Source organism: Mucilaginibacter psychrotolerans, assembly GCF_004519315.1.
Taxonomy (GTDB): Bacteria; Bacteroidota; Bacteroidia; order Sphingobacteriales; family Sphingobacteriaceae; genus Mucilaginibacter; species Mucilaginibacter psychrotolerans.
In genome coordinates this window covers 1-14940 of the sequence record NZ_SOZE01000013.1, presented here as the reverse complement: position 1 = coordinate 14940, position 14940 = coordinate 1, and the positions used below count along the sequence as shown (strand labels likewise).

General features: G+C 45.8%; 10 protein-coding genes. 5 read left to right on the top strand and 5 right to left on the bottom strand.

The window, feature by feature from the left end; translation table 11 throughout:
• Window positions 1-55 precede the first annotated feature (55 nt).
• The gene (locus E2R66_RS13815) at window positions 56-2026 is read right to left on the bottom strand and encodes a M1 family metallopeptidase (protein WP_133231700.1); all 1971 of its coding nucleotides are present in this window, start codon (window positions 2024-2026) and stop codon (window positions 56-58) included.
• Window positions 2027-2434: 408 nt separating this feature from the next.
• On the opposite strand from E2R66_RS13815, the gene E2R66_RS13810 reads away from it, so the two are divergent.
• A complete protein-coding gene (locus tag E2R66_RS13810; RefSeq protein ID WP_133231699.1) occupies window positions 2435-2944 on the top strand; it encodes a hypothetical protein in 510 nt (169 codons plus the stop codon).
• Window positions 2945-3222: 278 nt separating this feature from the next.
• Here the strand turns inward: E2R66_RS13810 and E2R66_RS13805 are convergent, their stop codons facing one another.
• Window positions 3223-3984 (bottom strand): ATP-grasp domain-containing protein, encoded by a 762-nt coding sequence (locus tag E2R66_RS13805; RefSeq protein WP_133231697.1) that lies wholly within the window; start codon window positions 3982-3984, stop codon window positions 3223-3225.
• Between the two features lie 1040 nt (window positions 3985-5024).
• On the opposite strand from E2R66_RS13805, the gene E2R66_RS13800 reads away from it, so the two are divergent.
• The 3 genes from E2R66_RS13800 to E2R66_RS13790 all read left to right on the top strand — a co-directional run bounded on the left by E2R66_RS13800 (window position 5025) and on the right by E2R66_RS13790 (window position 10393).
• Complete coding sequence (locus E2R66_RS13800) at window positions 5025-7652, top strand: non-ribosomal peptide synthetase (protein WP_133231695.1); 2628 nt, start codon at window positions 5025-5027, stop codon at window positions 7650-7652.
• Between the two features lie 605 nt (window positions 7653-8257).
• Window positions 8258-9700, top strand: a complete 1443-nt coding sequence (locus E2R66_RS13795) for a sensor histidine kinase (protein ID WP_204985926.1) — start codon at window positions 8258-8260, stop codon at window positions 9698-9700.
• Between the two features lie 6 nt (window positions 9701-9706).
• On the top strand, window positions 9707-10393 hold the full coding sequence (locus E2R66_RS13790; protein WP_240049318.1) for a LytR/AlgR family response regulator transcription factor: 687 nt from the start codon (window positions 9707-9709) through the stop codon (window positions 10391-10393).
• Between the two features lie 95 nt (window positions 10394-10488).
• On the opposite strand, the gene E2R66_RS13785 is transcribed toward E2R66_RS13790, so the two are convergent.
• Window positions 10489-12105: a carboxylesterase/lipase family protein gene (locus tag E2R66_RS13785; protein WP_133231693.1), complete on the bottom strand. Its 1617-nt coding sequence runs from the start codon at window positions 12103-12105 to the stop codon at window positions 10489-10491.
• Between the two features lie 345 nt (window positions 12106-12450).
• On the bottom strand, window positions 12451-13464 hold the full coding sequence (locus tag E2R66_RS13780; RefSeq protein ID WP_133231691.1) for a hypothetical protein: 1014 nt from the start codon (window positions 13462-13464) through the stop codon (window positions 12451-12453).
• Window positions 13465-13726: 262 nt separating this feature from the next.
• On the opposite strand from E2R66_RS13780, the gene E2R66_RS13775 reads away from it, so the two are divergent.
• The gene (locus E2R66_RS13775) at window positions 13727-14545 is read left to right on the top strand and encodes an SDR family NAD(P)-dependent oxidoreductase (RefSeq protein WP_133231689.1); all 819 of its coding nucleotides are present in this window, start codon (window positions 13727-13729) and stop codon (window positions 14543-14545) included.
• A gap of 209 nt (window positions 14546-14754) precedes the next feature.
• Here the strand turns inward: E2R66_RS13775 and E2R66_RS28805 are convergent.
• A partial coding sequence (locus tag E2R66_RS28805; protein WP_204985925.1) for a hypothetical protein occupies window positions 14755-14940 on the bottom strand: 186 nt, incomplete at its 5' end.

Genomic DNA, 14940 nt, shown 5'->3' with positions numbered 1-14940 from the left:
GCCAATTTAGCATTTATGCCAACAAAAAACCCGGCTTGCGGCCGGGTTTCGTTGTTTATTGCTTTCTCCAAACATTATTGTCCGGGTTGTAATCAGGAAGTGATTTATCCGGATCGTAGGTTACCGATTCTATTTCTTCGGTAGATGGGTACTTCACTACGAAGCTGCTGTTGCGTTCCCATATCTCTACCGGTAGTTTCAACCTGCTTACTTTACCGCTTACGGTTTTGATATCCAATATCACCGGCATGGCCAGTTTTTCCATATTGGTAAGGGTGATGTAGCTGCCTTTTGCCGGGTCACTGCCTACGTATTTCACATCGGTTACGGCAACATCCAAACGCCAGTTGTTTACAAACCAGCCTCTCCAAAACCATTGCAGACTCTCGCCGCTGGCGTTCTCCATGGTGCGGAAGAAATCATCAGGTGTTGGGTGCTTAAATGCCCAGCGTGCCACATAGGTACGGAAAGCAAAGTCGAAACGCTCGGGACCCAGTATCTGCTCGCGCAGCAGAGTAAGGCCCATGCCGGGCTTAAAGTATAACAGGATACCGTTGTTGGCTTCTTTCAAATTCTCGGGATTGCTCAATACCGGCTCCAGGCTTGGGTTGGTAATGGTGTTGCTCATGCGCTGCATATCGGTAGGGCGTTTGGGGCCGTACTCGCCTTTGTTGAAATCGGCGGTGGTGAGGGTGTTGATAAAGGTATTGAAGCCTTCGTCCATCCAGCCGTACAGGCGTTCGTTAGAACCTACGATCATCGGGAACCAGGTATGGCCAAACTCATGGTCGTTAACGCCCCATAGCTGGGACTTTTTGGCGCGGTACCCGCAGAACACAATGCCCGGGTACTCCATACCACCTACGTTACCCGCAACAGCAGTAGCCGCAGGGTAAGGGTACTCAAACCATTTTTGCGAGTTGAATTCAACAGATTTCTTTACGTACTCGGTACTGCGGCCCCAGGCATCGTTGCCGTTGCTCTCCACCGGGTAGGCCGATATGGCGATAGATTTTTTGCCGCTGGGCAAATTCATCTTAGCTGCATCAACAATAAATGCTGCCGATGATGCCCATGACACATCGCGGGCGTTCTTGATCTTGAATTTCCAGGTGAGTTCTTTTTTGCCTGCAGGTCGCGATGCGGCGTTGGTTACCTCATCTGCAGAGCGGATGATCACCGTTGTTTCGCTCTTCTCGGCATCTGCCCAGCGTTTCAATTGCTCGGTAGTGTAAACCTCTGCAGGGTTCTGCAACTCGCCCGATGCTACCACAATGTGGTTGGCCGGCGCGGTAATCGCCAGGTCGAAATCGCCGTACTCCAGGTAAAACTCGCTGGGGCCGGTGTATGGCAGGGCGTTCCAGCCCATTACATCATCGTACACGTACATGCGCGGATACCATTGTGCAATAGTATAAATTTTGCCGTTTTTGGTAGTGAGGATACCCGTACGGTCGCTGCCATACTCTGGTGCGATGTACGAATATTCGATGTTCAGCTTCACGATGCCGCCGTTCGGCTTAACCGACTCGGGCAGGAAAATCTGCATGCGGGTATCGTTGATGAGGTATTTAACATCTACCCCACCCATTTTTACCGATTTTATCTTGTAACCGCCTTCGGCCATATCGCCGTGGCCACCGTTGCGGCTGCCGCTTGGCGGGATAATAGCCGTACCGCGCGAATCTGACTTGAACAGGTTCTGATCCAGCTGCATCCACAAAAAGCCTAGGCTTTGGGGGCTGTTATTGGTATAAGTAAGGGCCTCGGTGCCCAAAATTTCGTTGGTTTGATCGTTAAGGTGGGCCGTTAACTGGTAATCGGCGCGGTTTTGCCAGTATTTAGGACCAGGCTGCCCATCGGCGGCGCGGTATTCGCTGCCATTTTTGGTGTAGAATAGCGGCGCAAAAGCATCGTGGTAATTGTAGTTGGATGCCCCGGGGCTGGGAGGCGTTTGCTGTGCCTGGGCAACACTGCCAACGGCCATCATGGCCAGCGCGCAGCCGGCTAACAGGTTTAATCTCATAATAATAAAATCAGTAATCGTATTTAATGTGCAAGTATAGTAAATATGGATTAGTGATTAAGCAATTAAGGGCTTGTAATGTTTTAGTTACGAAATTGTGAAGGGGGATGTTAGGGAATGGGTTGGTAGATGAGGTTGTCATTTGCGCTGCCGCAAGCGTCCCCGGCTTGTGGCTCGCACGCAAAGTAGTCAGGTATGTAAGTATGCGGCATTGAAGTAAATTTTGTGTTTTAGAGCGGGGACTGAATTAATGCTTTGCAGTTGGTGTTGGTTAATTACCATTGTTATTTGCTTTGCATGTGTTTACCTTGCAAATGGGCCACAAGCCGGGGACGCTTGCGGCAGCGAGGTTGATGGTTCGGCTTTAGATATTTTTTATTAAAAATCCATAAACTATAGCGTGATACAATGAAAGCAAAATTCAGTTCAATAGTAAAAGCATTGTATGAGAGGCGTATAAATGAAGCGGATTTTCTTAAACAATATTTCGATGGGAAAGCTCCTTCTGCAAATTATTTAAAACATTTGATTGAAAAGGCAATTGCATATAAAGATGCTGATTTAGTGGAAGAATCAATACTTTTATTAGATCTATTGAGTTTTTATAATGATTCCTTTTTATTGTTATTATGTCGGCTTCTTAAAGAGAATTGGCATATGAAACATGAAGATATTGCGATGTTATTGAAAGAAATAAAATCACCTCAAACAATTGATTATTTGTATGACGCTACAGAAATGCAGTTTGACTATTTGGATTATGACGATACTTACCAGTTTGCAAAAAAATGTATTAAAGCACTATCTGCAATAGGAAATGAAAAAGCGATTGATAAGCTAAGATTACTTGCGGCTAGTAGAAACTTAGAAATAGCAAAATATGCCCAAAAAGAACTTCGATATTTAGACAAACTTTAATTGAATTTTTCCTTTTTGTATCAGGCAAAGGATAAAGCTTTTCACCATGCAATACCCACCCTGGCGCGAGTGTCCCCGGCTTGTGGCCCGCTTGCAAAGTAGCCAGAAATGCCAGACCTGTATTAAGGTAAATTTGTATTTTTCCGCCCTCGTTGGTGTTGTCACCAAACAAGCTAATGTAGGTTCATGGCGTAATTTCATTCATCAACATAAAAGCCGTTGGTCACAAGACCAACAGCGGCGGACATTTTTCAATGGGCACTTATCCGGCCTACTGTTTATTTTTTTATTGAAATCAGTTTTCTGTTGATAAATGAAAAGAAATACCGGCACACACTGCCGCCAAACCTCGGGTTGATTTCAAAAATATAGGGCCGGCCTTCAATAAGTTTATAATCAAAACAACACTGCCCTTCAAACCCAATCGATGTTAAAATAGCCGAAAATATGCTTAACTGCTGGCAATCTACAATGTTTTTAGCTATGAATTTTTCTTTACCGTTGATAGATGTGGGTGTAGGATATTCATACTCAATGGTAAGCGAGGATATGATTTCGCAATTCTTAAAAATTATATGGGTTGCATACTCATAAATTCCGTTAATTATTTCCTGGCAAAAAAAGTCAGGCCGCGCAATCAAATCTTTATACGTTGCTACATCACATGCGTTTGTAATGCGGTAACAGTCACTCCCCGAAATGGAAGTTTTTTTCTTTAACATATAGGGATAGGGCAGGTTACTGCCAACCTTTGGTATTACATACCCAAAGCCCTTATGTGTAAGTGTTTGTATAAAAAGCCATTTATCATCGCATATATCAACAGCCTTCAAATTGGGAAGGGGGATGGCGTTATTGCTCGCCAAGTGGCGGTTTTGAATTAAAATGCGCAAATCTGTTATTGTTAAGGGCACTACCAGGTCTGCATTTCGGATATTTTCGGGAGTAAAAGCTTCAAAATAAAGTTTATGCCGGGTAAAAAGGAAGCCCTTACGTATCTTTTTCTCCCATTCTGGTTTTACCGAAAACAGAATTTTCATGGCGGGCACCGGGGTAAACAACAATTTAATAGTTTCAATAAACTGATACCGGGTATGGTTAGCTAAGGAACGTAAAAGCCGGCCTTTTTGATTGCTTTTTAAAAAAGAGGCAAATAGCGTCATTGATTTAGGGTTTTAAGCGATTACTTTTTTATCGATGTATTATTTAATTACCACAGCAATGTCACATGCTATTATTTTGGTCTTTAATTAATTATTTTTTCTGCTTAATTAGCAACAAAAGTGCCCACTTTTGAACGGTTTGCGTAGTTAAAAGTTGTGTTACCACCGAGATAAACAGATAAATAGGAATATATAAAATGTCAATAAAAAGTGTGTTAAGTTTATTGGAAATATGTGTTCTTTAGAAGGCCCATATTTAGTATGTGGTGAATGGAGAGCGGTGAGTGGTTGCATCGGGGTTAAACCTTCCCATCCACGTCATGCCGAATTTATTTCGGTATCCCACACGGCAGGTAGCCCCGCAGGAAGGCCCGTATTTAGTGTGTGGTGAATGGAGAGCGGTGAGTGGTTGCATCGGGGTTAAACCTTCCCATCCACGTCATGCCGAACTTGTTTCGGTGCCCCACAAGGCAGGCAGGCCCGCAGGAAGGCCCATATTTAGTGTGTGGTGAATGGAGAGCGGTGAGTGGTTGCATCGGGGTTAAACCTTCCCATCCACTTCATGCCGAACTTATTTCGGCACCCCACGCGGCAGGTAAACGGTACGCAAAGTGGCTAGGAATATTGGCCACTTTTATGATAGAGTGTTGAAAAAAATTCGACATGACGACCGTTTTAAGGTTCAAAGACCACGGGCCGTAAGCCGGGGACGCTTTACAGTAGCATACGACTTTGCTTTTTTAACCCCTCCCCCGCCTTAGTGATTGGCGCGAATTCCATCCTCGCGGGCCACAATCGGCTTACCTCAGAAAAAATCAGCAAACTCAAAGTTTCTATTTTTCGTATAACATCGTAGCTTTACGATGGCTATTTCAATTCATTTGATGGTTTAACGCAAAATTCCATTTCTCTAATTAATGACATCATTAAACAACACCACGGTAATCTATCCGAAAGAAATTTCATTGTTCGATTTGATCGATGAAAGCGCGAAAACCTATCCTGATAATATAGCGATAACGTTTGATGATCGCTCCTTAACCTATACGCAGGTAAGCCACACCGCCAATCGCATCGCAAAAATACTGGTAGACCAGCAGATTAAAAAAGGGGATGTAGTGGGCCTTGCGCTCGACCGTTGCCCCGAGATGATCATTGCGCTGATAGCCATTTTAAAATCGGGCGCTGCTTATCTGCCGCTCGATCCGGAATACCCTAAAGACCGTATCGAATTTATGCTGGAAGATTCCGGCGCTAAAAAACTCATCACCTCTTTAAAGTACAAAGGCCATTTTACCTCAACCGCCGAGGAGATTTTAATAGAAGATGCCCTGCTGATATCGGCTGATTACCCACCGCTAAAGCCCGAGGTAGCGGTAACTGGCGACGATTTAGCCTACATATTGTACACCTCCGGCTCAACCGGCAAACCAAAAGGGGTGCAAATTGCGCATCATAGCATGGTAAATTTGATGCTGAGCCTGCAAAAGGCGCCCGGCATCAGTCCGGCAGATAAGGTAATGGCCACAGCTACAGTGTGTTTTGATATTGCCGGCCTGGATATTTACCTGCCCCTTAGTGTTGGTGCCGAAATATTGTTGATTGATTCTATTATGGCTAAAGATGGCCGGGCATTGCTGGATATGGTAAGGGAAAAAAAGGTGACCATGTTTCAGGCTACACCCTATACCTGGCGCATGATGCTTGAAATGGGCTGGGAAGAGCAACTTCCACTAAAGATATTATGCGGGGGCGAGGCATTAACCAAGGATTTGACTGCCAAATTATTGCACCGTTGTTACCAGCTTTGGAACATGTACGGCCCAACCGAAACAACGATATGGTCTACCCTTAAGCTGATCAATAGCGATAGTGAAATTACGATAGGCAAGCCGGTGGCCAATACTTCGGTTTATATACTGAGCGAAACCCTAGCCATGGTGCCCGACGGAGAAATTGGCGAGATTGTTATAGGCGGCGACGGGGTTGCGGTAGGTTATTTAAACAGGCCGGAACTGAATGCCGAAAAATTTGTAAGCAACCCTTTTAGCGGCATTCCCGGCGATAAAATGTACCGTACGGGCGATTTGGGTAAGATTAACCCTAACGGCGAGATAAGCTGCCTTGGCCGTATAGACCACCAGGTGAAAATTAGAGGGTACCGTATTGAGCTGGAAGAAATTGAACACGCGCTGGGCAAACAGCCCGATGTTAAACAAGCGGTGGTAATTGCGCGGGAAGATTTGCCCGGCGACCCGCGTTTAGCCGCCTATATTGTATTAGCCGCTGAGGGAGAAAAAACGCCCGACTTTAAATTGCTTACCGAACAATGGCAGCGCGAATTATTGGCCACCTTGCCGGAATACATGGTTCCGGACGATTTTGTGGAGATGGAAACCATACCAAGCACACCAAACGGTAAAATTGACCGCAAGGCGCTGCCCAAGCCCGATTATAGCCACATTAACCGTACGGAAGCCTATTGTGCGCCCCGCACAACTAACGAAAAACTGGTAGTAGATTTATGGGAAGAGCTAATGGGCTTAACCAAAATAAGCATATTCGATAACTTTTTTGAACTTGGGGGCCGGTCGCTGGTGGCGGTTAGGATAATGGCACGGCTGGAGCAGGCAACCGGTAAACGCCTGCCCTTAGCTACTTTGTTTGAACACGCCACGGCAGAAAAGCTTGCCGCCCGGCTGGAGATAAATGCCGAGGCAATCACCTGGGATTCGTTGGTGCCTATTAAGCCAAAAGGGAGCAAAATGCCGCTTTATATAGTGCATGGCGCAGGCTTGCACGTTTTGCTGTTTAATGCACTGGCAAGCCACATGGATACCGAACAACCGATATTTGGTTTACAGGCAAAAGGGATTAACGGTGTAGACGAACCGCTGGATGTAATGGAAGACATTGCCCGCAACTATGTAAACGAAATAATAAACCGCGATGCTGTTGGCCCTTATGCCTTAGCAGGCTATTCGCTTGGTGGCGTAATTGCTTACGAAATGGCCAGGCAGTTGATTGATATGGGTAAAGATGTAAAAATGCTGGCCATGTTTGATGCTTCGACGGATTACACCAAAAAAGATTTGACATTGCAAGCGAAAATAGCCGGGGCTGTGTGGCGCGTATTAAAACAAGTGGCTTATACAGCGGTATTATTTGCCGACGACCCAAAAAGAACTATCGAATACAAAAGCGGCGAAATAAAAAAGCGGGTACGCAAGGTTTACAAAAAGCTGTTTAAGATAGGCCCTGCGAAAAAAACGGGTATCCTTATTTTCGGCGATGAGATAGATGAGAAGAGCGAAACCGCTTTGCACAATTATAAGTTGGTGCCAATAAACGTTGGCATTGAGCTATTCCGTGCAAAAAAGAAGACGTTTTATATTGAAGATTTTAAATATTTAGGGTGGAAACCATACGCGTTAAAAGGAGTTCACGTGCATGATATCCCCGGCGAGCACAACACGATATTTGCACCGCCAAATGACAAGCAATTTGCTGAAGTATTGCAAAAGTGCTTAAATGAAGCGGTTTAAGATTATAAAACAGCATTGAGGGGAGCACACATTAATTTTTTAAGCAGTGATTGGTGAGTAGAGAGGGTTGAGTGGTTGCATTGGGGCTAAACCTCGCTCCCACCAACGTTATGTCGATTTATTTGAGCACCCCATACGGCAGGTAAACGGCAAGCAGTTCCATCTATACGATCTTCCCCACCGCCATGCCGAACTAGTTTCGGCACCCCACACGGCAGGTCAGCGGTATGCAAAGTGGCTAGCATTTGGCGACTTTTATGATGGGGTGTTGAAACGAGTTCAACATGACGACAGTTTTTTTTACAATATCCCCCGCTGCCGCAAGCGTCCCCGGCTGGGATAAAGAACTAACGTTACGGCTTTGCACCTGTTTACCTTGCATACGGGAAACAAGCCGGGGCGCTTGCCGCAACGGCGAATTCATTTGATACCCTCCTTCGATACCTGCTCTTATGCATTAGCATAGTTGCTTTAAATTATCTGCACAATTAGAGAATTTCCGTCCATCACATTTTTCGGATGGTTTATCACATTTTACTTTCACAAGAAAAACAGGCTTTGTACCATTGCAATACAAAAGACATAAATCTTATATCACAAAAGCCATGTTAAAACAATTTAGTTTAAAATTTAAGAATGATGCAGCGCGGATAGAGTTTTGGGCTGCCACCGGTTTTGTACTTGTGGCGTTGCTTATAGCCACCTTTGATCTGGCACACAACGATCAATTAAGCGCGGGTACACTAATGCCTGTGCTTTTCAGTTACCTCGTAACCTTTACGGTGTATCTTTTACTTTGCTTCTACCTTGCACCTGCTTTTGAAAGCGAAGGCAAAGCGTTGTTGCGGGGGTCCTTGTACCTGCTTATTTTCCTGGCACTCGGTTACCTGGTGGGCATCATCAACATATATTTTACAGCCTTGCTCGCCCTCAAGCTTATGTTCATTTATTTCAACCGCAACCAAAAGAACAACGAAGCTGCTTTGTACAGCGAAGCTACCCTGCTTACTGCATCCTGGCTCTTGATCACCATAGGCCTGCTGTACCTCTCTACTCCGCTGATGATGCGATTTTACCTGCTTTTTGTGGTACCGGCTGCCATAGTGGTGTACTTATATGCCGTGCACGTATATTTGCCTGTTCTTAAACTGAATAACGGGAATACTTTTTACTATATCCTCCGCATGTTTCTGTTCACCGTACTATCCTGTATTACCGTGTATATGTTGGGTTTAGTATTTAGCGGCAATAACCGGGTGTTGGAAAGGCCTGCCGTAAATGCTGTAATGGTTATAGATACCGGGGATGTAGATAACAGACAGAACCTGGTGATCCTTAATTTTCTCACCCAATTGTTGCTGGTAACCCCATTAGCGCTCGGTACCTACAAGCGGCGCAACGCGAAGAAACAGGAGGAGATCAGCATGTTGAAGACCGAACTTGGCCAGTCAGACGCCAATCTCAATTTTTTAAAGTCGCAGATCAATCCACACTTTTTATTCAATGCCTTAAACACCCTTTACGGCACTGCACTGCAGGAACAAGCTGCCAGAACAAGCGAGGGCATACAGAAATTAGGCGAAATGATGCGCTTTATGCTGGAGGAGAACATCAAGGATACCATTACGCTTTCGCGTGATATTCAATACCTGAAGAACTATATCCTGCTGCAAAAATTGCGCAGTGCCACGTCGCCGGCTATAACGATAGAAACCGATATTGAAGAATATCAGGGCAAGCTCACCATCACCCCGATGCTGTTGATCCCCTTTGTAGAGAATGCATTTAAACATGGTATCAGCCTGCAGAACCCCTCGCATATTGAAGTTGCCCTGCAGATAGAAGGGAACACACTCTATTTTGATGTGCATAACAGCATACACAGCCGCCAGGAGAATGATCCGGAAAAAGACCGTGGCGGTATTGGCCTGGAAAACGTAAAGCAACGGTTAAGTTTGCTTTATCCAAACCGGCATGAACTCGTTATCCGTGAAAATGCCAGGGAGTTTTTTGTTCACCTAACCATACAGCTGGCGGTTAATAACTAATTTTAAATGATGATAGCCATCGCAATTGATGATGAACCCATAGCACTAGATGTGGTGCGCTCGCATGCAGCTATGGTTCCCTTTATTACATTAAAAGAAACCTTTACAAACGCATTTGAAGCACTAGCCTATTTGCAGAAGAATAAAACCGATCTGATCTTTCTGGACATTAAAATGCCCGATATCAGCGGTATCGATTTTTTGAATAGCATTAATAATGCGCCGATGGTTGTTTTCACCACTGCGTATTCTGAACATGCGCTACAAAGCTTCGAGCTGGACGCTGTAGACTACCTGTTAAAACCGTTCTCGCTACCGCGCTTTCTGAAGGCCTGCAATAAAGCACATGAACTCTATACCTTACGAAACAAGCCCGAGGCCAACGAGCCGGCCCCATCCATCTTCATCAAAGACGGCTACGAGCAAATCAAAGTAAAGTTAGACGATATCCTTTTTATTGAGGCTGCCGGCAACTATGCCAGGATATTTCTGCAGGGCAATACATCGCTAAGCACCCGCATCACCATAACAGACATGCAGTTTATGCTCCCTACCAAAAAATTCATACGCACCCACCGGGCATTTATAGTTGCGCGCGATAAGGTTAGCAAATTCGATAAAACACAAATCACCATCAACGAGCACACTATTCCCATAGGGGCAACTTATTCTCAATGCATGCTAATGTTATAAATAGTAGCGGGGAAAAAGAAACGCCGTTGGTTTTGCGACCAACGGCGAATGCTGATATTGAAAGATGCGTTCAAGCGAACAATACGCTTGTTACCTTAAGGTTTTGGCGCGGCGGCTATTTTTAACAGTTCGGCATCGGGATGGTTGCGGACTACGGGCTTAACATCCAGTATCATTACCGCGCCATTGGCTGTAGTGTAAGCCGGCCATTGCGGCAAGCCGGGTGTATTAGGGTTACCTGTGGCGGCAAAATTGATCCAGGCGCTGCTTATTTTGGAGGCAAGGGCATAGGCATCTTTGCCACCGCCGGTCATTTCTTCGCAGCGTTTGATATTATCAAACTGAAAGGCAATATCCATACAATGCATGGCTTTATACATACCATCGTTTACGGGCGACTGCCAGGTAAAAAGGTACGTGTACACCGGTGCTGCACCCGGTAGTGCTGATTTTTGATCTGCCTGCTTAATGGCTAAGGAACGAAAACCAAATTCGATATCGATATACTCCGATGGTTTGCTGGTATTTGGATACGCCTGCTTTACGGCTGCCATGTAGGCATCGGCATTACTGCCGTATTTCTGCTGCAGGGTTGTTTTTACCTTGTCCATGGTAAGGTCCTTAGGCGTGAGAGCGAAGGGTGTAAATTCATTTTTTGTGGTGCCTACCAACAAGGGTATTCCCCGGCCCAGTTCCATGGCCTTAGCGTCGGCAGGTTGGTATGGGAACATCTCTCCATCCAGTACGGCATTCCAGCCTACATTGGCCGGGTGCCCCTCTTTCCTTAATTCGGCACTCACTTTGCCTATCGCTTTTTTGCTTGCTAAATTCAAGGTTTCGTAAGGGATCTTTTGAAGCGAATCTACCTGCGAGGGCTGCAGATGTAATTCGGTTAGCAAGGCTGCCGCTATCCGTTGCGAAACAGCTTTATCTGTGAACGAAGTAATATAGCTGCCGCTTTCTACAATAGCCTTTTGAAACAGGCCCTTGGCCATGGGCGAATTCATCATGCAGGTAACTTTCCCGCCTCCGCCGGATTGACCGAAAATGGTAACGTTGTTTGGATCGCCCCCAAATTGGGCAATATTTTCTTTTACCCATTGCAAAGCTGCCACCAAATCGGCAAGCCCGGCATTACCGGAATTCTTATATTTATCGCCATAGGCAGAAAGATCCAGAAAGCCCAAAACGTTTAAGCGATGATTAACGGAGACCAAAACAACGTCGCCCTTTTTGGCGAGATTTTCACCATCGTAAGATGGCAGCTCGATAGCTGAGCCTGCGGTAAATCCGCCTCCGTGCAACCAAACCATTACGGGTCGTTTTTTTCCGTCGTTTAATTTCTGTGTCCACACGTTTAAGGTTTGGCAATGCTCGTTATTATAGCCTAAATTATGGTTAAAAGCAAATTCAAAAGGGTCGCTTACGCTTGTAGTTGGGTCTGTTGGGCAAACGGGGCCATAGGTCATGGAGCTACGTACATCCGTCCAGGGTGTTGGCTTTTGCGGAAGGGTAAAGCGGTCGGCCTTTGCGTAAGGGATCCCCTTAAAAGTAAAGATACTGTTGTGGACGTAGCCCTTTACTTTACCGTAAACGGTACTGGTTACCGCGATATCCGCGCCGGCTTTCACGGCGTCCGGGGTTTGTGCAAATGTGCTTGTACATAACAGGCACAAGCACAATAATGCTGACAGGGTGATCTTTATACTCATATGGTTCTTTGGTGGTTTACAATTTACTTTGTGTAAATGTAACGCAATGATTTTTAAAACTATGTATTACAAAATAAATTCCCATCCCCCCTACCAATCTCCTTCCCTGCATCTGTGCTAAACATCCCGTGTTTCTGCCGTGGTTGGTCTTGTGACCAACAACTCCCGGATCACTTAATTTACCGAATACCATTTCAGCTTGTCGATGTTGTCGTCGACAAGCCTATCGGTCAGAACGATAGTTCATCCCAATGCTGTTGGTCACAAGACCAACAGCGGCGGGAAGCATCATCGAAAGCAGTTGGTCACAAGACCAACTGCGGCGGAAAAGCAGGAAGGCTGCCATCAAGGTTTCAGTTTCTTATTACTATTCAGTTGATTTTGTATCTGTGCAAACTGCTTCAACATTTTTTGGCTGAGCTGGTCCTGCGCCTGTTGCTTTTCTTCCAGCTCGTTTATCTGCTTATCTTTCTCAAGCAAGTATAAAGTAAGTTCTTCTACTTTTTGAAGCAGCAGCTTGTTAAGCCCTGCGAGGCTTAAACCATCGTTAGCCACACCAGCCGCTGAGGGCATTTGCGGAAGACTGTGCGCCTGATAGATATAAGCTTTGAGCTTCACTAACGGAGTTAGCTTATAGCCTGGCTTTAAAATATCGCTGGTTAAATCTAAATCCACTTTAACATCGTTTGCACGGATAGTACCGCCAACCGACAATTTTTCCTGAGGGTTTGATACGCCTATCCCAACATTGCCCGCAAAAAAATTGTTTGCACTGCTATCTGCTACGTACACGCCGTACTTATAGTCAACTCCCGCGGGGAAAGTGTTTACAAACAGCCCATATGCATGGGCTATTTTGGCCCCGCCTGTATTACCTATGCCGGCGTTGAAAATTTTCCAACTGGTAACAGTGCCTGGCAGGCTGGTATTGCCGCCACCCTGTACACTAACGGCACTGGCTAAAGTTTGTATGCTGTTAAGCTGCACATTCCCAATGGTACCCAAAGCCAGGTTTACGATGCCGGAGGGGTGCGAAACCGCTACAAAGCCTTCTGTGCCCTGTATCGAGCCAATTGTTGCCGCCTTTTGCTCGGCATAATTAAAATTTGCTATCTTAAAATTATCACCCGCTGTAGTAGAAAAAATTGCCTGGCTGCCCAAAATGGCGGCCGGGATACCAAGCGCACCAACGCCGATGGGGGTGCCATCGGTAAAGGTTGCTATGCCATTAACCTGTAAGGGATATGCCGGTTTGCCGGTGCCGATACCCGTATTGCCCGATGCCGGAAACGTGTTTTGAGCATAAGCAAATTGAACTAAAACAAATGCTGTGGCTAAGGTAAAACAGAGTTTTTTCATAAGATAAAAGTAGTAAGGTTATGGCTTAAATGAAAAGAATACAAGCAGGCCCAGCTGGTATTTGTGTACGCTCTCTTTGCTGTAAGCTTCCGGGGTTTATACCCATATTGTTAGGTAACCATTCGGCAAAGTAAACCGCACGCAATCTAAATCTAATCTATAATTTTCCCAACCACAATCTGTGCTAAACATCCCGTGTTTTGTATAAATCCTGCCGACTGCGGCGCCATACCTTTGTTATCAACAAATAACAAAACAAGCAATGTCAAAAATAATCTTCATTACCGGTGCCTCGCGTGGTTTCGGTAAAATTTGGGCAAAGGCCCTTTTACAACGTGGCGATAAAGTTGCCGCAACAGCCCGCAATACCGATAGCCTTAACGATCTGGTTGCCGAATTCGGCGATGCCGTACTCCCCATCCAACTGGATGTTACCGACCGTGCCGCCAGCTTCGCGGCTGTAAACAAAGCCAAAGAACACTTCGGCGGTATAGATGTGCTCATCAATAACGCCGGCTTCGGCTTGTTCGGCGCAATAGAAGAAACCACCGAAGCACAAGCACGCCAGCAAATGGAAACCAACTTCTTCGGGCTGCTTTGGGTAACGCAGGCCATAACGCCTATTATGCGTGAGCAGCAGAGCGGACACATCATCCAGGTGTCGAGCGTATTGGGCCTCATGACCTTGCCGGTACTGGGCCTTTACAATGCATCCAAATATGCAGTGAACGGCTTAACCGAAACATTGGCTACAGAAGTAAAAGGCTTCGGCATCAACGTAAGCCTTATAGAGCCTAACGGTTTCTCTACCGATTGGTCGGGCGCATCAGCTGCACAAACAGAGGCTATAGAAGCATATGCCCCTGTAAAACAAGCCTTCGCCGAAGGTGCTACACCTGATAGCTGGGGCAAGCCCGAAGCGACTACCGATGCCGTACTGGCCCTGATTGATAGCCCGAACCCACCGCTTCACTTTTTGCTTGGTAAGGTGGCCTACCCTATGGTAGCCGGTGTTTACGCCGCCCGCCAGGCCGATTTTGATGCTTGGAAAGAAGTGGCTGAGGCTGCTCACGGGCATTAACATCGGGGAGCGGGGCCGCTCGCCTATTTGACTCACCCCGACTACGCTATCGCTGGTCGACCCTCTCTACTTCGTAAAGAGGGTGAGGAAAAAATAGCCCCAAGGCCTCCCCTCTTTGCGCAGCAGAGAGTTATACCGTTTAAAAGCAAGTAGTTTTCAAACAATTTTATAAGTTTGCGTAGAGAGCAGGTAGTAAGCCCGTATATTCTTCAACTCGAAGCTTGGGACGCTATCTGCTTTCTTATTTTTTGATCCTTCCTCCGGGATATAGGCCCATCTGTGGATACCTCCTGGAACCTGTGTTTTTTCTGTTTGATTATTTTGTTTTCAGTCTTATCCTGTAGTTCTTTTTCTTGCTGCTTTTCTGTTGACCTTTTTTGATTCAGTTCGTCGGT

Coding starts and splice junctions, on each gene's coding strand:
- E2R66_RS13810 (WP_133231699.1), top strand. CDS start 2,435: ATGAAAGCAAAATTCAGTTCAATAGTAAAAGCATTGTATGAGAGGCGT.
- E2R66_RS13795 (WP_204985926.1), top strand. CDS start 8,258: ATGTTAAAACAATTTAGTTTAAAATTTAAGAATGATGCAGCGCGGATA.
- E2R66_RS13790 (WP_240049318.1), top strand. CDS start 9,707: ATGATGATAGCCATCGCAATTGATGATGAACCCATAGCACTAGATGTG.
- E2R66_RS13800 (WP_133231695.1), top strand. CDS start 5,025: ATGACATCATTAAACAACACCACGGTAATCTATCCGAAAGAAATTTCA.
- E2R66_RS13815 (WP_133231700.1), bottom strand. CDS start 2,026: ATGAGATTAAACCTGTTAGCCGGCTGCGCGCTGGCCATGATGGCCGTT.
- E2R66_RS13775 (WP_133231689.1), top strand. CDS start 13,727: ATGTCAAAAATAATCTTCATTACCGGTGCCTCGCGTGGTTTCGGTAAA.
- E2R66_RS13785 (WP_133231693.1), bottom strand. CDS start 12,105: ATGAGTATAAAGATCACCCTGTCAGCATTATTGTGCTTGTGCCTGTTA.
- E2R66_RS13780 (WP_133231691.1), bottom strand. CDS start 13,464: ATGAAAAAACTCTGTTTTACCTTAGCCACAGCATTTGTTTTAGTTCAA.
- E2R66_RS13805 (WP_133231697.1), bottom strand. CDS start 3,984: ATGAAAATTCTGTTTTCGGTAAAACCAGAATGGGAGAAAAAGATACGT.